Origin of the sequence: Bacteroides ilei, assembly GCF_900128495.1 — a bacterium.
GTDB lineage: Bacteria > Bacteroidota > Bacteroidia > Bacteroidales > Bacteroidaceae > Phocaeicola > Phocaeicola ilei.
Window position 1 is genome coordinate 3,714,395 of the sequence record NZ_LT635801.1, and the last position, 21,084, is coordinate 3,735,478.

At 46.3% G+C, this 21,084-nt stretch carries 15 protein-coding genes and 2 tRNA genes; 6 read left to right on the plus strand and 11 right to left on the minus strand.

Going from position 1 to position 21,084, the window contains the following annotated elements; all coding sequences use genetic code 11:
* Nucleotides 1-259: 259 nt before the first annotated feature.
* Both BQ7489_RS16080 and BQ7489_RS16085 read right to left on the minus strand, forming a co-directional pair.
* Complete coding sequence (locus tag BQ7489_RS16080) at nt 260-1,582, minus strand: site-specific integrase (RefSeq protein WP_072532250.1); 1,323 nt, start codon at nt 1,580-1,582, stop codon at nt 260-262.
* Nucleotides 1,583-1,606: 24 nt separating this feature from the next.
* Nucleotides 1,607-2,830: a site-specific integrase gene (locus BQ7489_RS16085; protein WP_072532251.1), complete on the minus strand. Its 1,224-nt coding sequence runs from the start codon at nt 2,828-2,830 to the stop codon at nt 1,607-1,609.
* 409 nt (nt 2,831-3,239) lie between these two features.
* Between BQ7489_RS16085 and BQ7489_RS16090 the strand changes: the two genes are divergently transcribed.
* Complete coding sequence (locus BQ7489_RS16090) at nt 3,240-5,606, plus strand: glycoside hydrolase family 2 TIM barrel-domain containing protein (RefSeq protein WP_072531884.1); 2,367 nt, start codon at nt 3,240-3,242, stop codon at nt 5,604-5,606.
* Nucleotides 5,607-5,703: 97 nt separating this feature from the next.
* Here the strand turns inward: BQ7489_RS16090 and BQ7489_RS16095 are convergent, their stop codons facing one another.
* Nucleotides 5,704-6,486: a Cof-type HAD-IIB family hydrolase gene (locus tag BQ7489_RS16095; protein ID WP_072532252.1), complete on the minus strand. Its 783-nt coding sequence runs from the start codon at nt 6,484-6,486 to the stop codon at nt 5,704-5,706.
* Nucleotides 6,487-6,651: 165 nt separating this feature from the next.
* On the opposite strand from BQ7489_RS16095, the gene proB reads away from it, so the two are divergent.
* Complete coding sequence (proB, locus tag BQ7489_RS16100) at nt 6,652-7,734, plus strand: glutamate 5-kinase (protein ID WP_072532253.1); 1,083 nt, start codon at nt 6,652-6,654, stop codon at nt 7,732-7,734.
* A gap of 86 nt (nt 7,735-7,820) precedes the next feature.
* Here the strand turns inward: proB and BQ7489_RS16105 are convergent, their stop codons facing one another.
* A complete protein-coding gene (locus BQ7489_RS16105; RefSeq protein ID WP_072531885.1) occupies nt 7,821-10,931 on the minus strand; it encodes a beta-galactosidase, LacZ type in 3,111 nt (1,036 codons plus the stop codon).
* 224 nt (nt 10,932-11,155) lie between these two features.
* Here BQ7489_RS16105 and BQ7489_RS16110 point away from each other — a divergent pair, with 224 nt between their 5' ends.
* The gene (locus BQ7489_RS16110; protein ID WP_072532254.1) at nt 11,156-13,777 is read left to right on the plus strand and encodes a transglutaminase domain-containing protein; all 2,622 of its coding nucleotides are present in this window, start codon (nt 11,156-11,158) and stop codon (nt 13,775-13,777) included.
* 4 nt (nt 13,778-13,781) lie between these two features.
* Here the strand turns inward: BQ7489_RS16110 and BQ7489_RS16115 are convergent, their stop codons facing one another.
* The 4 genes from BQ7489_RS16115 to BQ7489_RS16125 all read right to left on the minus strand — a co-directional run bounded on the left by BQ7489_RS16115 (nt 13,782) and on the right by BQ7489_RS16125 (nt 16,290).
* Entirely contained in the window at nt 13,782-14,531 is a 750-nt protein-coding gene (locus BQ7489_RS16115; protein WP_072531886.1) for a copper homeostasis protein CutC, read from the minus strand.
* A 25-nt stretch (nt 14,532-14,556) separates the two neighbouring features.
* The gene (locus BQ7489_RS16120; protein WP_072531887.1) at nt 14,557-15,855 is read right to left on the minus strand and encodes an alpha-L-fucosidase; all 1,299 of its coding nucleotides are present in this window, start codon (nt 15,853-15,855) and stop codon (nt 14,557-14,559) included.
* A 39-nt stretch (nt 15,856-15,894) separates the two neighbouring features.
* Entirely contained in the window at nt 15,895-16,023 is a 129-nt protein-coding gene (locus BQ7489_RS17880; protein WP_262483197.1) for a hypothetical protein, read from the minus strand.
* A gap of 194 nt (nt 16,024-16,217) precedes the next feature.
* Nucleotides 16,218-16,290 (minus strand) — tRNA-Phe (locus BQ7489_RS16125).
* 191 nt (nt 16,291-16,481) lie between these two features.
* On the opposite strand from BQ7489_RS16125, the gene BQ7489_RS16130 reads away from it, so the two are divergent.
* A tRNA-Pro gene (locus BQ7489_RS16130) sits at nt 16,482-16,554 on the plus strand.
* A 39-nt stretch (nt 16,555-16,593) separates the two neighbouring features.
* Here BQ7489_RS16130 and BQ7489_RS16135 read toward each other — a convergent pair.
* The 3 genes from BQ7489_RS16135 to BQ7489_RS16145 all read right to left on the minus strand — a co-directional run bounded on the left by BQ7489_RS16135 (nt 16,594) and on the right by BQ7489_RS16145 (nt 18,459).
* Complete coding sequence (locus BQ7489_RS16135; RefSeq protein ID WP_072531888.1) at nt 16,594-17,586, minus strand: lytic transglycosylase domain-containing protein; 993 nt, start codon at nt 17,584-17,586, stop codon at nt 16,594-16,596.
* Nucleotides 17,587-17,752: 166 nt separating this feature from the next.
* Complete coding sequence (locus BQ7489_RS16140) at nt 17,753-18,232, minus strand: amidohydrolase family protein (protein ID WP_072531889.1); 480 nt, start codon at nt 18,230-18,232, stop codon at nt 17,753-17,755.
* Nucleotides 18,229-18,459 (minus strand): DUF2007-related protein, encoded by a 231-nt coding sequence (locus BQ7489_RS16145; protein ID WP_072531890.1) that lies wholly within the window; start codon nt 18,457-18,459, stop codon nt 18,229-18,231. The genes BQ7489_RS16140 and BQ7489_RS16145 overlap by 4 nt, the downstream gene beginning before the upstream one ends.
* A 204-nt stretch (nt 18,460-18,663) precedes the next feature.
* Between BQ7489_RS16145 and BQ7489_RS16150 the strand changes: the two genes are divergently transcribed.
* Nucleotides 18,664-19,911 carry a glutamate-5-semialdehyde dehydrogenase gene (locus BQ7489_RS16150; protein WP_072531891.1) on the plus strand — a complete coding sequence of 416 codons (1,248 nt, stop codon included), beginning with the start codon at nt 18,664-18,666 and terminating at the stop codon, nt 19,909-19,911.
* A gap of 139 nt (nt 19,912-20,050) precedes the next feature.
* A complete protein-coding gene (locus tag BQ7489_RS16155; protein WP_072531892.1) occupies nt 20,051-21,019 on the plus strand; it encodes a Rossmann-fold NAD(P)-binding domain-containing protein in 969 nt (322 codons plus the stop codon).
* The last annotated feature ends 65 nt before the right edge of the window (nt 21,020-21,084 follow it).

A 21,084-nucleotide genomic window follows, 5' to 3' on the forward strand; every position in this document is an offset into this window, starting at 1 on the left:
AGCAATAGCAGGATAAAATAATTCTTTCATTGACTTCATATTTTAAAAACGTTTTTATTTGAAACGCAGAATACCATTGATACCCCTATTTCGTAATGTTAAAGCATCTGAATTAATTGTTAATTTAGAACTAACTCCATCCTGGAAATACGATAAGAAGTCTCTGTCATTATCCGATCTGTATTCCAAGGTCGAAAACTGTTCATGACAATAATAATTTGCTTCATGCCATTTCAGGGTAAAACAAAGGACACTTCTTTTACAGGACATCTCCTTTATTTGCAGACAGCCATACCTTTTTCTGTCTACGTTTTCCGGTGTTTGTCTCTTCTTCATAAAGGTCAAGATTCGTGTTCACCCCGGATTTTCTCAGACGTCTCATATCTTCGTCCACTTTCTTATCGGTTACATGGGCATAAATCTGCGTTGTGTCAAACCGGCAATGTCCCATCATCTTACTGACAGTTTCAAGAGGCACTCCCAGTGAAAGGGTGACATGCGTCCCGAAATTATGTCTTGCCTGATGGAATGTCAGATCAAAGCCATAGACTTTGCCCAATTCTCTCGTGAGCAGAATGGTATACTCACGTTTGTACAAATTGAAAACTTTATCACCTTGACGTTCTCCACGATATTTTTCTATTATCTTCAACGGAATGTCCAGTAGACGGACAGAAGAAAGCGTACCGGTCTTCTGACGATGGATATGGATCCACCAGGAGCCGTCACCTGACTGCGTAATGTCATTTACCGTCAGTCTTTTCAAATCCGCATAAGCCAGTCCTGTAAAAGTGGAGAAGATAAACATGTCACGGACAAATTGCAACTGCGGTTTTTCCACAGGAGTTGCAAGCAATGTCTTCAAATCCTCCAGTTTCATGTGGCGGCTTTTCCGTTTGGGCAGTTCCGGATGCAGACGGCAGTACGGGTCCCGTCGGATTGTACCCTGGCTTACGGCACGCATGGTCATCTTCTTCAACCTGTAAAGATGTTCATGCACGGTTTTTAAACTTAGATTGCGGTCTGTACGCAGAAAAAGTTCAAAATCATCATAAAACACACGGTCAAGATTCCGGAGCATGACATCTTCAACGCCACGCTTCTGCTGGACGAAAGCCGAAAGATGCTTGTATGAGCGTAAGTAAGAGTCATACGTCTCTTTTATCCTGTCTATGCCAACACGTTTTTTGAACTCCTCATTATGCTCCCTGAAAAGAGCCAGAAGTGTAAGGGGCTTTTGGCCGACACCCATCACGGCATTCTTCACTTGTTCGGCCGTGATAAATCCAAGATTGCTCTTTATACGTTGATAATGCCCTTTGATTTCTTTAGTTAGATCGTCTATAGCTCTGTTGACGATAAGAGCATTTCCACTACGCCCGTCAGCCCGTCCCTTTTCAGGGTTCCATATGGCCGGGTTGACAGATACCTTTGTACCTATCTGTACCCATTGAGCATCTATGCTTATCTTGCACAGCAATTGACACGTTTTATCCTTGCGGATTTTAGTGCGGTTTATATAAAACAGTATCGCAAACGTACTGCGACGCTTGATTTCCGTATTGTCCGTATTCATTTTCATAATCTTCATTCTTTAATAGGGTTATTAAATGACCACTGAAAAGCGTTCTGCAATCTTTTCGTTCAGGTTTCTCGTATCCGTATCAATCTTGTCATCAGTAACTTTGGCATAGATTTGGGTTGTCTTGATTTGTCTGTGTCCCAGCATCTTGCTGACTGTCTCAAGTGGAACTCCATGAGAAAGTGTGATTTCCGTCGCATAGGTATGACGGGCTGCATGAAAGACCAGCTTACGCTTTATACCGCAAATTTCAGCAATATGCTTCAAGTGATAATTCAGCACACAGTTTGAATACATCGGAAGCAGTTTTCCTTCAGGGGCAATATCCCGATATTTCTTTAAGATACGAAGAGGTAGTTCCATCAGCGGTATTTCAAAATCCACTCCGCTTTTTTTACGTGCGCTCTTAATCCACCATACACCGTCTTCTGCAAGAGACAAGTGTTCATTTGACAGAAGACACATGTCTATGTATGAAATCCCCGTGAAACATGAAAAGAGGAACAGATCACGCACATGATAAAGAGTCCGGTTATGCAAAGGCGTAACCATAATACGATGCAATTCTTCGGACGTGAGATATTTCTGTCTTGGCTTTGGACGAGCCAGCTCATAACCGATGAACGGATTTGCCGTAATTATACCGTCGGCGATTGCTTCGCCGACTACCGTCTTCAACCGGACGGAATGATTGACAATAGTAGACTGTGAGAGATTGCATTCTGTACGTAAATACAACACATACTTCTCGATAAATGAACGGTCCAGAGCCGTAAACGGAAGGTCTGTTACCTTGTATTGCATTTGTAAAAAGACGGCAACATGATTGTAGGAATTACGATAAGCATATAAAGTTTTTTCTGTTCGGTTAACACCTACACGTTTCTCAAAATTCCTCATGAAATATCTGTAATAGCTCAACAAGGTTTCCTGGCCTGAAGCCATACCCAAAAGCTGGTGCTTCACTTCCTCCGCTGTCACATCTTCACGGACTGCGGACATTTCCGCATAAATGCCGAGAGCTGTCGCTCGGATTTCATCAAGCTTGCTGTTGATTTCCCTGGCCGCAACACTCTTTCCACACGCCCGTCCGGATGACCATAATGATTGTGGCACACGCAGCTTTACACTGAAAGCCGTTTCAGAGTGTTTGCCGACAATGAGCCGTGCCATCACTGGACAGTTCCCACTGGCATCCGCCTCGCTCTTTTTAAGGTAGAACGAAACCTTCACATCTTTCTGATTCATAACCTGTTCCATTGTTTGCAAAATTAATGGAGACAGAGTTGATCATCGGCATGTTAAATATCGTCAGACATCGACAAAGCTATCATCATTGACTTACAGAACCTATATTTTTCATATTTCAAAAAAAATAAGTACCTTCGTTAAGCCAAAATGATGAAACTGCGTTCTTTACGGTTGGAACAGGAAGGATTTTCAAACAATTCCATGCAACAGGAATGGGCAACGGATAGGTAGCAATTTTTCTGCTTAACTATTCAAAAAACGGCTTCAAAGCACACTTTTACGAATGTAGAATAATGCTACATAAATCCCTGAAAACCCAATAGTTTACATTATTCTTCTTAAATCCATCCGAAATCGGGCGAGTTTCTCTATATTTGTAGGTGATTCTAAAAATAAAATATTTACTATGAAAAGACATTTGCTTGTTTTGGGGATGTTGATGATGGTTTTATCCGTATCGGCATCTTCTGTGAAACGTCTGTTCAATGACGGATGGATGTTCTGGCTCGGTGATACCGTGGAAGCCAAAAATGAGAGTTTCAAGGATGATTCGTGGAGGCGTCTGACTTTGCCGCACGACTGGAGTATCGAAGGGAAATTCGATAAGGATGAACCGGCAGGGAATGACGGTGGTTTTCTGCCGATGGGCATCGGTTGGTATCGGAAAACATTCAGTTTACCTAAGGGAGCAGACGGGAAAAAGCTCCAGCTTTATTTCGAAGGAGTATACATGAATTCGGATGTCTATGTTAACGGGCAGCGTGCCGGTGGACACCCTTACGGCTATTCTTCATTTTTTGTTGATATCACCCCTTATGTCAAGGCCGGGAAAAACACCCTTGCAGTACGGGTCGATAATTCGAAGCAGAAGAATTGCCGGTGGTATACCGGTTCTGGTATCTATCGGAACGTATGGTGGATAGAAAAGGAACCGATACACATTGCCAACTGGGGAATTCAGATCCAGACTCCCGACTTGCATACTGCAGTGGTGAAGGCCGATGTGGTAAATGAGACCAAAGAGGCAAAGACGGTTGAGGTCAAGATTGAAGTGGCCGGTCAGGTCAAGGAAAAAGCTTATGAATTACAGCCTGGAGCAAAGATTACTGCCGAGCAGACACTGGAACTTGCAGATGCGAAGGCATGGACACCCGAGAGTCCGAATTTGTATACGGCTCATGTTACGGTAGCCGAAGAGGGAAAGGTGCTGGATTGTACAGACGAGACTTTCGGGTTCCGTACAATTGCCTATTTTGCAGAAAAGGGATTCCTGCTGAACGGCAAACCGATATTGCTGAACGGTGGATGTGTACATCATGACAATGGTATTCTGGGAACTGCCGCATTCGACCGTGCGGAATGGCGCAAGGTTGAGCTGATGAAGCAGGCCGGATTCAATGCGGTACGTACTTCACACAATCTTCCTTCCGAAGCATTCCTTTACGCTTGCGACAAATTGGGACTTCTGGTAATAGATGAGGCTTTCGATGGCTGGCGCGATTTGAAGAATACCTATGATTATCATACTTTGTTCGATGAATGGTGGGAACGCGATCTTGAAGTGATGTTGCTCCGTGACCGTAATCATCCCAGCATTTTCTGTTGGAGTATCGGTAATGAAGTTATTGAACGTAAGAAGATCGAGGCTGTGACTACGGCGCGCAAGCTTGCCGGATTGTGCCGGAAAATTGATCCTACCCGTCCGGTTACTTCAGCGCTTGCGGCATGGGACCGTGATTGGGAAATATACGATCCACTGGCCGAGGCTCAGGATATTGTAGGATATAATTATATGATCTTTAAGGCGGAAAGTGACCATAAGCGTATCCCTTCACGGGTGATGATGCAGACAGAATCATTCCCGAATGGTGCATGGCAGAATTTCCGGGCTGTGAAGGACCATTCATATGTAATCGGTGATTTTGTATGGACCGCAATCGACTATCTCGGTGAATCAGCTATCGGACGTTGGTATTACGATGGTGATATTCCCGGCGAGCATTATCAGGGTCTGATGTATCCGTGGCATGGAGCATATTGCGGCGATGTTGATCTTACCGGATTGCGTAAACCTATCAGCCATTACCGTTCAATGCTTTGGAATGAAGACGGGGATGAACATCTGTACATTGCTGTAAAGGAACCGGATGGTTACAAAGGAAAGATACATACTACCGCATGGTCTACCTGGCCTACATTTGAAAGTTGGACCTGGCCCGGACATGAAGGTAAATCCATTGAAGTGGAAGTGTACTCTCATTACCCGGCAGTCCGTCTTTACTTGAACGACCAGCTGATAGAAGAAAAACCGGTTGAACAGATGAAAGCGGTTTTCTCTCTGCCATACAAACCTGGGGTATTGAAGGCAGAAGGTGTACGTGATGGAAAAGTGGTAGAAACTACTACGTTGTCGTCGGCTGGAGATCCGGTTTCTATCCGTGTTACAGCTGATAGAAGTCAGTTGGATGCCGATGGCGGAGATCTCTCTTTCCTGGTGATAGAAGCTGTAGACAAGGCCGGCAATGTGGTTCCTTTGGCCGATAATATGCTTTCTGTTTCTGTAAAAGGAGCGGGATGTCTGCAGGGTTTGGGTAATGCCGACCTCAAGGATGAAGATTCATATTCCGACAATACGCATCATCTGTGGAAAGGCCGTGCGCTTGCTGTAGTCCGTTCTAACGGCAAGAAGGGAAGTGCCGTTGTCCGGATCAAGGCAGAAGGAATTAATAATGGAGCGGATGTAGTGAAAACTGTCCGTCTCCGGTTCAAATAATGGGTCTGTAGATTGAAATTTTTTCTATTGCTGTTCCCGGCTGTTCGTGTGATAGTTACATAGAACAGCCGGGAACAGATTTTTTATAGGGCGGATGTCAGATGATTCCGAAATGTTTCAGGGCATTCCAGATACCGTTATCATCTACCGAGGTGGTTACATATTTGGCCGAAGCCTGTATTTCGGGAGCCGCGTTTCCCATGGCTACTCCCAGGCCTACATGCTGCAGCATCGGGATATCGTTTCCGCCGTCGCCGAAAGCCATTGTTTCGTCCAGGTTGATGCCGTAGTATCGGATTACCTCGTCGATGCCATGGCTTTTGCTGTTTCCCCGGGCGATGATATCGGCAAAGGATGGGTGCCAGCGCATCGGTTCGCAATGGGTCAATATCTTGCGGAATACTTCCAGGTCGTCATCCTGTGTGAAATACCCCATGATCTGCAGAATTTCTTTTCCACGTGCTTCCTCGATGGGTTTTACCGGAGGAATTGAGATTTCGATGAGTCGGGCTACCTCCCGTACGGCATCGTTTACATTGGTTATGAACCATTGGTTGCCGTGTACGAATACGAAGGGAGTGTCGGGATGTTCTTTGTGATAGGTAATCAGCCGTTCTATATCGTCTTGGGGGATGGTACCTTTATAGATATTTTCATGGCTGGCCGTAAAACAGCAGGCGCCGTTCAGGGTGATGTATCCGTCGAAGTCAAGGTGTCCTACGGCATGCATCATCAGTGATTCGGGGCGTCCGGTTGCAATGAATACCTTGATTCCTTTTTCACGCAGCAGTTTCAGTGCGTCGAGGGTAGATTGCGGTATAGTATGGGTCTGGAAAGAGACCAGTGTTCCGTCGATATCGAAAAAGATAGCTTTGATCATAGTCTGTGAACGTTTTTGTTTAAGCGGTGCAAAGTTACGCAATTTTGCATGAATATGAAGTTTCAAAAGTTTGTCAAATGGTGTTTTTATAATTTATTGGACGTATTTCGGTCTTGTTTGCCGTAAAGGTTTATCTTTGCGGAATGAAATAAAATGAAAGTGGATATGGCGTTTCAGTTTACAAAAGTAGCGGTGAAGGTAGGAAGCAATGTCTTGACACGTAAGGACGGTACGTTGGATATTACGCGTGTTTCGGCATTGGTCGACCAGATAGCCGAACTGCATAAGGCAGGAGTGGAGGTGGTACTGGTTTCATCGGGTGCCGTTGCTTCCGGAAGGAGTGAAATCAAGGTGTCGCGTAAGTTGGACAGTGTCGACCAGCGTCAGTTGTTTTCGGCGGTAGGGCAGGCCAAGCTGATCAACCGGTATTATGAGCTGTTCCGGGAACATGGCATTGCCGTAGGGCAGGTCCTTACTACGAAAGAAAGTTTCGGTACGCGCCGCCATTATCTGAATCAGCGCAACTGTATGCGTGTGATGCTGGAAAACGGAGTGATCCCGATAGTCAATGAAAATGATACCATTTCGGTTACCGAACTGATGTTTACCGATAATGATGAGCTGTCGGGTATGATCGCTTCCATGATGGATATGCAGGCATTGGTGATCTTGAGTAACATTGACGGGATCTATAACGGCTCTCCTTCACAGCCGGGAACATCGGTTATCCGGGAGGTGGAGCAGGGCAAGGACCTGTCGGATTACATCCAGACGGAAAAGTCGGGATTCGGACGTGGCGGAATGCTTACCAAGACATCCATAGCCCGTAAGGTAGCCGATGAAGGCATCACCGTTATTATAGCGAACGGAAAGAAAGACAATATCCTGATCGACTTGCTTCAGCATCCGGAACAGACGGTCTGCACCCGTTTTATTCCGGCACCGGCACCCGTGTCCAGTGTAAAGAAATGGATTGCACACAGTGAAGGGTTTGCCAAAGGAGAGATTCATCTTAACGGTGATGCTGTCAAGGTCCTGAAAGGGAAGAAGGCGGTGAGCCTGTTGCCTGTAGGGGTTACCCGTATTGAGGGAGAGTTTGAGAAAGACGATATTGTGAAGATCATGGATCCGAAAGGGAAACAGATAGGAGTGGGCCGTATCGGTGTCGATTCGGAAGAAGCCCGCCGGATGTTGGGAGTTCACGGGCAACGTCCGTTGGTGCATTATGATTATTTGTATCTGGATTAAAGTTTCCGGTAACGGTTATAAAAAAAGAGACCGCCTCGGGAGAATGTTCCATTCCGAAGCGGTCTTTTTCTGTTTGTATATGTGGCTTATTCGAAGGCTACCACGTGCTGTACCGGTGTCATGATGAAGGTGAATTCATAATCCTGGTATGGCAGCATGTATTCTTTGTTCGGACGGGCGCCCCAGCTGTTGACACAACCCAGTCCCATCTGTGCCTTATCGATCAGCAGGTTGGTCAGGTTGTCTTCTTCCAGTTCGAACGAATGGCTCTGTCTCTTGTTGTCGCCGTCGTCGAGGGTCGCGATGCTGTAATGCAAGGCCGATGCCGAGAAGGGAGCTTCTGATATGAACTTCAGTCCCCGGTTGCTGCTGTCGGTAAGATCCCACCAGCGGATGTCTGTCTTGGTTCCGGTTTCCTGCGGGCGGATATAAGGGTAGAACTGGTCGGTGACGGTCTGCCGGTAGATACCCAGATCGGTGCAATGGTTGCGGTCACTGTAGTTCTCAACCGGTCCGCGTCCGTAGTAGGTGATCTTCTCAAAGGATTTCGGCATGACCATCTGCATACCGAAGCGGAACATGTTCGGTACCTTGACATTCTTGTCGGCTACCATTTTCTGGGTTACCTTGACGCTTCCGGTATTATTGATTACGTAAGTGAGGTACAGTTTGGCCGATACGTCGGGCATGCTGTAGGTTGCCGATACGATCTGCTGCTGGTCCTTTTCTTCATTCTTCAGTTCTTCCAGTTTGATTTCCGGATTCTTCCAGACTGCATATTCGTTCTGCAGCCTTGCGCCGAAATCATTGTCGGTAGGTGCACGCCAGAAGTTCGGGGTAAGGGCTCCACCCTCCTTGATCATTTCCTGTCCGTTTACGGCATAGTAGCTGATAAACCCGGTATAGCGGCTGAAATTGATTTCAAAGTTGTTACCGGTTATTACCAGATAGTTGGAATTCCATCCGTCGGCTTTCGGAGCTTCAACGGCTATGTTCATGTCCTGTTTGTTCTGCAGTTCCATGGACGGAGCCTGATAGCCGGTGAGGGCCAGTTGGTCTTTGGCTACTACATGTCCTGACGGGATGACACCTTCACGTTCTTTCTGTACGTATTTTACGTTCAGCAGCCATTCGCCGTCATTGTCTGTCTGCCCGATGTTCAGTTTGATGTTTGCAGTCTGTTGCGGGGCGACAGTCAGGTTTTCGATCTCTCCGTTACGTACAGGCTGTCCGTCCTTCAGCAGTTCCCACTCCAGGCGGTAGGCCGACAGGTCGCGGAAGAAGTTCTCGTTATAGATACTGATTTCACCGGTCGACGGGTTCTTCAGGGTAGTCCAGATATTCTGGTAATAATATCCTACCTCATACATGTGAGGGTTCGGAATACGGTCGGGGCTGATCAGACCATTGTCGCAGAAATTGTTGTCGCTGGCGTCGAAACGGTTGAAATCGCCTCCGTAAGCGTAGATCATCTTTCCGTTCTTGCCTGTCCAGCGTACAGACTGGTCTACGAAGTCCCAGATAAATCCACCCTGGTATTTCGGATATTTACGGATAATGTCCCAATATTCCTTGAATCCACCTTGTGAATTACCCATGGCATGTGCATATTCACATTGGATAAGCGGTTTCTGTTTACTGTCGTCTTCACTGTATTTGATGCAGTCGTAGTAACTGTAGTACATCGGGCAGAAGATATCTGTTTTTCCATTCTGGTGTGCCTGCTCGTATTGTACCGGGCGGCTCGGATCCTCGGCCTTGATCCAGTCGTAGGCAGCTTCAAAGCTAGGTCCGTATCCGGCTTCGTTTCCTAATGACCAGAAGATGATGCTCGGATGATTGAAGTTGCGCTGTACGTTGCGCTGGTTGCGCTCCATGTGCGCTTTCTTGTAGGATGCGTTTCGGGCCAGAGTAGATTCACCGTATCCCATACCGTGAGATTCGATGTTTGTTTCGGCCACTACGTACAGACCGTACCGGTCGCATAAGTCATACCAGAAATTATCGTCGGGGTAGTGGCTGGTACGTACGGCATTCAGGTTGAATTTCTTCATGATCTGGATATCCTGTATCATGCGTTCACGTGAAACCACGTAACCGCCGTCGGGATCCATTTCATGACGGTCGGCTCCTTTGAAGAGGACGGGTTGTCCGTTGACCAGGACTTGTGCGTTCTTGATTTCAATCTTGCGGAACCCGACTTTTACCGGAACCACTTCCTTTATCTTGTTCCCTTGTTTGACTGTAGCGCGTAACGTGTACAGATAAGGGACTTCGGCACTCCATTTATGAGGGCTTTCAACAGCCAGTGCAGCTGTTTTTGTGCCCGAACCTTTCACTTCGGCTGAGGCTACGCATTGGTTCTGGGCGTCCATCAGCTCCAGGGATACGGTGTTGTTGCCTTTCAGGTTCATGCTGATGTTCAGTGTACCGTTCTTGTACTCATTGTCCAGATCGGGTGTTACACGGATATCATCGATGCGTTGCTGGTTACGTGCGTAAAGGTAACAGTCGCGTGCCACTCCGGTAAAACGGAAAAAGTCCTGGTCTTCCAGATAGCTTCCGTCGCACCAGCGGAACACCTGGAAAGCAATCAGGTTTTTCTGTCCGGGTTTCAGGTAGGGAGTCAGATTGAATTCGGCTTCCAGTTTGCTGTCTTCGCTGTATCCTACAAACTTCCCGTTGACCCACAGGTACATGTTTGAACTTACAGCACCGAAATGTGCGATGATTTCTTTGCCTTTCCATTCGGCCGGGACCATGATTTCTTTACGGTATGAACCTACATGGTTGTTTTCTGTCGGAACCAGGGGAGGATTGTTCCGGTACTGGTTACGCCATGCATAACCTACATTTACATAGATCGGGTCACCGTAACCGTTCAGTTCCCATACGGCAGGAACTTTGAGGTTATCCCAACCTTTGTCGTTGAAACCGGTTTTCCAGAAATCTGTGGGGCGTGCGTCTGCATCCTTGACCCAAAAAAATTTCCAGTCTCCGTTCAGTGTCATAAAATTCTGAGATTGTTCCTTGATGCCTTTCGATGCCAGTTCGTCGGTTTCGTAAGCGAAAAAGTGGCTGTGCATCGGATACCTGTTTACTGCATTGATTTCAGGGTCTTTCCATTCGTTGAAAGTCTGCCCCTGTGCAAGCGAGAAGACGCTTCCCAAAATGCCTAGCAAAAGAAGTTTTTTCATGGTAATAAATAAAGTTATTTTTGTTCTTGTAAATGAAACCGGATGTATTCCGTGTTTTCTCTATTGATAAATGGATTTCAAAATTAATGAAAAAATGTATCGGTATACGTATATATGGAATAAAAAGTGGCAAATAATCCGGAAATATGTTTGTTTTTTTGTCAGATTATGTAAATAGCTGTGACTTTTATATATTTGTAAATGTAAATTTGGAAGATATAACTATGAAAACATATAAATTAAGAAGTCTGTTACTGGCCTTGATGGGCTGGGGGATGGTAACGGCTGTTTTTGCCGGGACCGGGAATGTGACTGTAGAGCAGGATTTCAGAAATCGCATGGATTCTCTTTCTGTATATATCCCGATATTCAACCAGCCTCTTTCTAACGAAGAGCGGGAAGCCCTGATGTTTCTGTATGCCTATATGCCTTTACCCGATCTGACAGACTATACAGGAAAGTTCTACAAGGAAAATGTTGACTATTCCTTGAAGGCACGCAGAGAGATGCCTTGGGGAGCAATCGTTCCGGAACGGGAGTTCCGGCATTTTGTATTGCCGGTGCGTGTCAATAATGAAAATCTGGACGAGAGCCGTAAAGTATTTTATGAGGAGCTCAAGGATCGCGTAAAGGGACTTTCCATGTACGACGCTGTATTGGAAGTGAATCATTGGTGCCATGAAAAGGTGACGTACAAGCCTTCCGATTCGCGTACCAGTTCACCTTTGGCTTCGGTACGTACCGCATATGGGCGGTGTGGTGAAGAGTCTACCTTTACGGTTGCGGCTTTACGTGCAGTGGGGATTCCGGCCAGACAGGTCTATACTCCCCGCTGGGCTCATACCGATGACAATCATGCCTGGGTGGAAGCGTGGGTAGACGGCAAATGGTATTTCCTGGGAGCCTGTGAACCGGAGCCCGTGCTGAATATGGCATGGTTCAATGCTCCTGCATCTAGAGGAATGTTGATGCATACCAAGGTGTTCGGCCGTTATGGCGGACCGGAGGACGTGATGAGTGTCAATCCCTGCTATACTGAAATCAACGTTACGGCCAATTATGCTTCTGTTTCTCCGGTACAGATTACAGTCATGGATAAGGATGGAAATCCGGTACCTCATATACCTGTACATTTCAAACTATATAACTATGCCGAATTTTATTCGGCTGCCATCCGGACAACGGATGCAGGAGGGAAGGTCTCTTTTTCGGCCGGTCTGGGCGATTGTCTGGTCTGGGCGGCCAAAGACGGGTATTTCGGATTCGTAAAATGCAGTATGGGGAAGGATAACCGGCTGATCTTGCGGCTGGAGCACCAGAAGGGATATTCGGGAACATTGGAACTGGATGTGGTTCCGCCGGCCGGAGGCGACAATACTCCGGTGGTAACGGAAGAGCAGGTGATGCGGAATAAGGAACGGTTTGCCTATGAGGATTCTGTACGGAATGCTTACGTGGCGACTTTCCCGACTGAAGAGGAAATCAGAATATGGGCCGATTCATTAGGGCTGGAGGCAGAGAAGTCGGTGGCTTTGGTCATCGCGTCAAGGGGAAACCATGAGGCAATCATGAAATTCCTGGAAGAGGCGGAAGGAAGGCGGGACGACGCATTGTCCTTGTTGCAGGTACTGGCAGAAAAGGATTTGCGTGACACGCCGGTGAATGTATTGAAAGACCATCTGTACAATACGTTGCCCGCCGACAGGAAAGATGAGTTTTATTACAGGTATGTCATGAATCCGAGGGTAAGCAATGAGATGCTTACTTCCTATAAGGCTTTTTTCCAGGAAGTACTGGAACGTGATCTGGAACGTATGCAGGCCGATCCGGAACAATGGATAACGTTCTGTAAGAAAAATATCCGGCTGGATACGGACTGGAATCCGCAGAATCTGTGTATGAATCCCGACGGGGTATGGAATTTACGCCGTACCGATGCCCATTCCAGGGATATCTTTTTCGTTGCCGGGGCACGTAGTATGGGGATAGCCGCGCGTATTGATGAGGTGACCGGAAAGGTCCAGTATTATGCCGGAGGTGCATGGCAGGATGTAGACCTTGACGCAGAGAAAGCCCGTGTTTCTGTTCCCCGTGGAAAGTTGAAGCTCACTTACAGGCAGGTAGGCCGTCTGGAAGATCCGAAGTATTATACTCATTTTACCGTAAGCAAGATAGAAGATGGCATGCCGGTATTGCAGAACTATCCGGAGTCGGGGACATGGAAGAATCTGTTCAAGGAAGGTGCCGATATGGATGCCGGTGATTATCTGTTGGTTACCGGTACCCGTATGGCCAGCGGAAAGGTGCTGTCGACTTTAAGCTTTCTGCAGGTAGAGGCGGGAAATACAGTTTCGGCTGCATTGGCGATGCGTGAAGACAAGAATGATGTCCAGGTCATAGGTAGCTTCAATTCGGAAGACCTGTATTATGATATACAGGCGGAAAAGCAGAAATCGGTCCTGTCGACAACCGACAGAGGCTATTTTATCATAGGTCTGCTTACCCCGAATACGGAACCTACCAATCACGTCTTGAATGACATTGCGGCCTGTAAGGAAGACTTTGAGGAATGGGGACGTTCCATTATCCTGCTCTTTGCTGATGAAGATGATTACCGGCGTTTCCGTGCGGACGATTTCAAAGGGATGCCTTCCACTGTCAGCTATGGAATAGATCCGGGTGGAAAGATAGCCGGAGAGATTTGTGAAGCGATGAATCTGAAAGACAGGACTTCGCGTCCGGTCTTCATTATAGCCGATACATTCAACAGGGTCGTTTTCGTATCACAAGGATACACAATCGGGTTAGGTGAACAGCTGATGAATGTAATAAGCAAGTTGCAGTGATGGTCTAGGCCTGGCGGAGAGCATGTAGAATAGCCGAGACTTTTGCAGGATCGGTTTCTTTACGTGCGTATTCGTCGGTATCCGCCTTACCCATGGTTACGTTATTCCTGTGGAATTCCATCCGGCTTTGAAATACGCTACTGGCCGATGTGTGAAATTCCCGTGCTCCGGTACTGGCCGCTATTCCGGCTATATTGCCGGCATTGATACCGCCGCCTGGCATGATTGTCAGGCGCTCTCCCGCTTTTGCCACCAGTTGCTTTAACAGCGCTGTTCCTGCTTCGGCCGAGGGTGCCTGGCCGGAAGTGAGCAGTCGATGACATCCCAGACCGATAATGGTTTCGAGGGCATCCATCGGATCACGGCATAAGTCGAAGGCACGGTGGAAGGTTATGTCCATTCCTTCGGCTGCGGCTATCATCTGTTCCATGGCAGGTACGTCGATATCGCCTTTGGCTGTCAGTGCACCGATAACAACCCCTTCCACTCCGATGTGCCGTGCCATGAGGATGTCTTCCGTCATTTGTTCCGTTTCTGCTTTGCTGTAGAGGAAATCACCCCCACGGGGGCGGATGAGGATATGTACTTTCAGTCCGGCTATCCGGTGGGCTTGTATCATGGCTCCATACGATGGAGTGATTCCACCTTCCGGAAGGGCCGAGCACAATTCAATGCGTGATGCACCTCCCTGTAGGGCTGCATATGCGCTTTCTATGCTTCCTGCACAGATTTCCAATATATAGGGTCGTTTCATACTGTGGTCATGTCTCTGGTACAGATCATTTCATTGTCAGTTCGATAATGTAATCGGTCGACTGGGGAATTTCTCCCAATTTGAGAAGCAGTCCGTCCTTGGTCTGTTCGAAAGAGACCGGTTTACGTGTGTCGAAGACTACAGCTTTCTTTACCTTGGAAGTAACCGGCAGAAACAGACTGTTATCCTGTAAAGATAAGATATGTACATATTGCTTGTCGCCTTTCCGGGTCGTTACTCCCCATGGCCGTGCCGGAACGTCTCCGGCAGTTGTCCCATAAATGGTTTCTCCATAAACTTTGAGCCATTCTCCCATACCTTTCAGACGTTCCAGGGCAGCCGACGGCAATTCCCCGTCGGGTTGTGGACCGATGTTCAGCAGGAGGTTGGCTCCTTTCCCTGCGGCGCTTACCAGATACTGTATCAGAGTTTCTACCGATTTGTAGTTCTGGTCGGCTATCTTGTATCCCCACATTCCGTTCATGGTCTGGCAGGTTTCAAGCGGCAGCCTGCTGATAGACTGTCCAGAGAGTCCGGCTGTATTTTCACCCGGCAGGTCACGCTCGAAAATCTGGATATCTTCACCTGCGAATGGGGTTACATGGTGATTGTTGCCTATCAGGCACTCCGGTTTCAGCTTATGGATCATGGAATATTGTTCTTCCAGGTGCCAGTTGAAAGTATCGGGCTGGTCCCAATAGCCGTCGAACCAGATGGCATCGGGATCGTAATTCGTTATCAGTTCGGTAAGCTGGTTATTCATAAAGTTGAAATAGGAATTCCAGTTGGCCTTGGCCGGGTCTTTCCCTGTCTCCCGTCCGGTTCTCCCTGCCGGGTAATCGTCGCGTGTCCAGTCTATATGGGAATAATAGAAATGGATTTTTAATCCCTGACGTTTACATTCATCCGTAAGTTCTCGCAGAATATCTCGTTTGAACGGAGTTGCATCTACAATATCATAATCGGAATATTGCGTATCGAACATGGAAAATCCGTCGTGATGGCGGGTCGTGAAACAGATATATCTGGCGCCGGCCTCTTTAAAGGCCGATACCCATTCTTTGGCATTGAATCTGGCCGGATAGAATCCCGCAGCCGCCTTTGCATATTCCTTGTTGTCCAGATTAAGGTTGTTCATGTACCATTCCCCTTGGGCGAACATGCTGTAGATTCCCCAATGGAGGAATATGCCGAATTTGTTGTCGGAAAAGGTCTGCCGGGCCTGTAGGTTCTCTTGTGTAGGCCATTCTTGCGCTTCCGCCGGACTGGCCGACAGGAATGAAGCCGACAGGAAAAGGCTTATGAATAGGTTGTACAGTTTCATGGTTCGGAAATTATGTTCATAAAGTTTGTTGTTTCTGGTTTAGCTACATGTAAAATTACATCGTGCAGCTTCAGGGCCTTCTTGATAATGTCGGGGTATGGCAGCGTCGCCGATGGCACCTCCAACCAGCGAGCCTCTGATTCTGTCTTTTTGTGTTTTTCCATCCATGGTGAATGCTGATATGTCCGTTACCAAAGATACAACAATATTTTGATATTTCCAGTTATCATTCTTTTATCTCCACCTTTTGCTCCACCTCGAACGGTAATATTTTGCCGTTTTTTTGCGTGCCGGGGGAAAATAAAAAAATCCCGATTCCGCTTGGAAATCAGGATTTTACTATCTTTTTATTTTCTTCAAAGTGGTGCCACCAGGAATCGAACCGGGGACACAAGGATTTTCAGTCCTTTGCTCTACCATCTGAGCTATGGCACCATTTTGTTATGCCTTTGCATACGTTGTTTCTCGTTTGCGGTTGCAAAGGTATTTAAAGTTTTTGAAACTGCAAATTTTGACTGGAAAAAGTTTGAAAAAATAAATTTATTGAAAAAAGTTCAGGTTTTATTTTGTCGGTATCAGAAATATATCTACCTTTGCAACCGCAAACGAGATAATTCGGGAGCTATCGGAATGTAGCGCAGTTGGTAGCGCACTACGTTCGGGACGTAGGGGTCGGGCGTTCGAGTCGCCTCATTCCGACAAAAGCTGAGGGTTGTTTTCAATCCTCGGCTTTTATTTTTATTCTATGACCCATCTTTTATCGTGAGGAATGGTTATGCGTGGGTTGTAATGCATTCCTTTCTCATCGGGTATACGTATATAATAGACTTTGCCTGCATGGATGTTAAGTGAACTGCTTCTTATCCAAGGGTTCATGTTGCGTAAAATGGCATAAGTCGTACCTTGGCTTTTGGCGAACCGGGGCAGATTTGTTATGTCGTTTTCAACTTTCACTTCCCGGTATGGAATGGCAGGATATAAGTCGCTGGCTCTTAAGTAGAAACCGAAAGCTTGTGGATTGGAAAACATGATTTTGGCTGCCATGATCCGGTATACGTACCGTGCCGTTTCTTCCACCAGTTGCAGGTCGAGGGCATTTTCTTCGAACTGTTCTGCCAAAGACTTGGAGATTCGGCCTTGGCCGGCGTTGTATGATGCTGCCACACTGACCCAACTGCCAAAGCGTTTATAGGCTTGTTTTAGGTATTTGCAGGCAGCACGTGTCGATTTTTCCACATCGTACCTTTCGTCAATGGTATGGCCTACAGCCAAGCCGAATTCGCGTCCGGTAGCAGGCATGAATTGCCATAAGCCGGCAGCTCCGGCTCCGGAACGTGCAAAGGGGTTTACATTACTTTCAATGGCCATCAGATACTTGAAATCATCGGGGACTCCATTTTCCTTTAAAATCGGTTCGATTACTGGGAAGTAACGGTTGGCGCGTTTGATGATCTGGATAGATGTACTATGCATATAACTGAATGCCAGAAGTTCGCGGTCCATTCGTTCACGCCGGTCGTAACGGGTCAGATCGACTGTTTCACCACAAAAGATGAGGCTGTCTGGAACCGGAACGCAGCTGTATATTACTTCCGGGACAGGCTTATCGGCAGAGACTGGATCTTTTAGCTGGATCTGTGCAGAAAGATTGGCTGATGACAGGGATAAGATGAAGGAAGCTGTTATGATTGTCTTATGAAGATAACGGGAGTTTTTGTCTTTTTTATTCATTGTTGTGTGGTTTAATAAATTCTCCCGAAAGTATAAAATAAACCCCAATGCAGGACGGATTCTTAATGTAATTTCACACTAAAATGGTAGGGGAAACCATAATGATTCCCTGCATTGTATGGCATATTACAATGCAGGGAATGGAGGAAGTGGTTAGGATATTAGGTTATTCTTCCAATCTGAAGCTTTGCAGGATCTGACCGGGAATACTGTCATTCTTCTGGTTATAGACGATTGACACGTAAAATCCACTGCTGTCGTCTTTGCTGAGCAGGAAACAGTAAAGGCATTGTGAATCGCCTTCGCAGTTTCCCTGTAGTTGTGCACCATAGAATTGGGAGAGTTCGAACGTTTTGACAGGAGTCTGGTTAGTCACTTCATCATCGTTCGCGATATTTTTCAATTCTCCCGAAAGTTCGGATTTTTTTATACCTTCACCTTCCAGTAGCTGTACGGTTATAAAATAGGCCGGCGTGCTGATGATATATCCTTCTTCCGAATCATCTTCTACATTAAATCCTTCCGGAGCCTTGAAACTGATTCCGTACGAGTTCCATGTGGTAGTTTGCAGATTCTGTGCATCTATATCCATACCGAATACAGAAAAAAGCAGGACAGTCAATGCCGTGAGGATTCTATTTTTCATACTTTTCTTTGAGCTACTATTTTTCTTGCATACACTTCTTCCTCTTTATTAACCATTACCAATACTTGCCCGCCCATAGTAGAGTATGGGGAAGTTACTGCAGACAATGTCTCGTCTTTGATCATTGCTTCAACTCCGGCTGAATTAAGCAGACCTTTTATCAATTCGGCTTCCCAAAGTGTTCCTTTGAAAACTTCAACCAATGAACCGTAACATCTTGTATCCATAGTCTTAATTTTTAGGGGTTAATAATTAAGGATAAATTCTCTCAGTTTGTTATTATCAAAGATAAGGATTTATTTGAAATATTCTAGGATTATCGGAGAAAAAGAATAGAAATAACAGAAATAATTCTATTTTTGCATTATATCATCATTTTGTGTGGGTTGGGGGTATCCCCGATACCTATTTGTCAGTAACATGAATTTATTATGGATATTATAGAAACCTTAAAGGCTGTACGCCAGGCATCCCGTAAACTGGCACTGGCGGATGAAAGTCTTATTGATGAAGTATTGGTGGCCGTAGCCGATGCTGCCGTGGCACATTCGGATGAAATTTTGGCTGCCAATGCTAAAGATTTGCAACGGATGGATCCTGCAAATCCTAAGTACGACCGCTTGAAACTGACGGCGGCACGTCTGGAGGGTATTGCTTCGGATACACGGAATGTTGCTGCTCTGCCTTCTCCTTTGGGACGGATACTGGAAGAAAGGGTACGCCCGAACGGATTGAAATTGAAAAAGGTAAGTGTCCCTTTCGGGGTTATCGGTGTGATTTATGAAGCCCGTCCGAATGTCAGTTTCGATGTCTTTTCGTTATGTATAAAAAGTGGAAGTGCCTGTGTGTTAAAGGGGGGGAGTGATGCCGATGCGTCTAACAGGGCAATTGTGAAGGTTATCCACGAAGTGTTGGAACGTTATGGTATGGATCCCCATATCGTAGAACTATTGCCTCCTGGCCATGATGCCACTACCGGATTGTTGCATGCCGAAGGATTGGTAGATCTGGTTATTCCCCGTGGAAGCAGCCGGTTGATTGAATATGTGCGGAAAGAGGCTACAATACCTGTGATAGAGACAGGTGCCGGTATCTGCCATACTTATTTTGATTTGGAGGGTGATGTAGAGAAGGGAGCGGCCATCATCAATAATGCAAAGACCCGTAGGGTAAGTGTCTGCAATGCATTGGATTGCCTGTTGGTTCATTCCGGACGTCTGGATGATCTGCCCCGTCTGTGCGCGCCGTTGAAGGATAGCCGGGTATTGATTTATGCCGATGAGCCCGCTTATGAGGTATTGGAAGGCCATTACCCGGATGAACTGCTTTGTCATGCCACGCCCGACAGTTATGGTACGGAGTTCCTTGATTATAAGATGGCTGTCCGGACGGTACGAGATATAGACGAAGCTTTATCGCATATTTATACGTATAGTTCCAAGCACAGTGAGTGTATCGTGACGGAAAACAAGGAGGCTGCCGCTTATTTTTCGCGTGCAGTCGATGCGGCTTGTGTATATACCAATGCTCCGACTTCGTTCACTGACGGTGCTCAGTTCGGACTGGGGGCGGAAATAGGTATAAGTACTCAGAAACTGCATGCTAGGGGGCCTATGGGGTTGCGTGAAATTACAACATATAAATGGTTGATTGAAGGGAACGGACAGATAAGGAAGTGATTTGCCCGGGTACCTGGAACCTGAGCGAGTTGGTATTGTTCCGTTTTGCTCTTTTGAAAGTTTTTCGGTTAAAATATTGGCTTGTTGTATTTTTATAGTATATTTGCCGTGAAAAATAAATTAATATACAGTTTGTCCTATGAAAACTTACACGAATGTATTTGATCTTGGTGATTTGAAGACAGCTTTGGCTGAGGCTTTTGAGATTAAAAAAGATCGTTATAAATATGAAGCGTTAGGCAAGCATCGTACTTGTCTGCTTATTTTCTTTAACAACAGTTTGCGTACCCGTTTGAGTACCCAGAAAGCTGCACGTAATCTGGGTATGGATGTGATTGTACTTGATGTGAACCAGGGGGCATGGAAGTTGGAGACAGAGCGTGGAGTGGTTATGGATGGCGACAAGAGTGAGCATCTGCTGGAGGCTATCCCGGTTATGGCCTCTTATTGTGATATCATCGGTGTCCGTTCGTTTGCCCGTTTCGAAAGCCGTGAAGATGACTATACGGAAAAGATTCTGAACCAGTTCATCAAGTATTCCGGGAAACCTGTGTTTTCTATGGAGGCAGCTACAGGGCATCCGTTACAGGCATTTGCCGATTTGATTACAATAGAAGAATATAAGAGAAAAGAACGTCCGAAGGTTGTATTGACATGGGCTCCTCATCCACGTGCTTTACCTCAGGCTGTACCTAACTCCTTTGCAGATTTCATGAATGAAGCCGATGTGGATTTTGTCATAACCCACCCTCATGGATATGAACTGGATCCGAAATTTGTCCGTGGAGCGAAAGTGGAATATGATCAGATGAAGGCTTTTGAGGGAGCCGATTTCATTTATGCAAAAAACTGGGCTTGTCCGGGAGTGACAAATCCGGATGATTATGGGAAGATACTGAGTAAAGACATGAGCTGGACTGTAGATACTGCCCATATGGCTGTAACTGACAATGCTTTTTTCATGCATTGTCTGCCGGTACGGCGTAACATGATTGTGACAGACGATGTTATTGAAGCTCCTACTTCTTTGGTTATTCCGGAGGCGGCCAACCGTGAAATTTCGGCAACTGTAGTATTGAAACGGATGTTGCAGGATCTGGACAAATGATGTTTGGATAGCGTTTAAGAAGAGTTTATAAGGCCTATAAAGCAGACGGGGAAACAGATGGATAG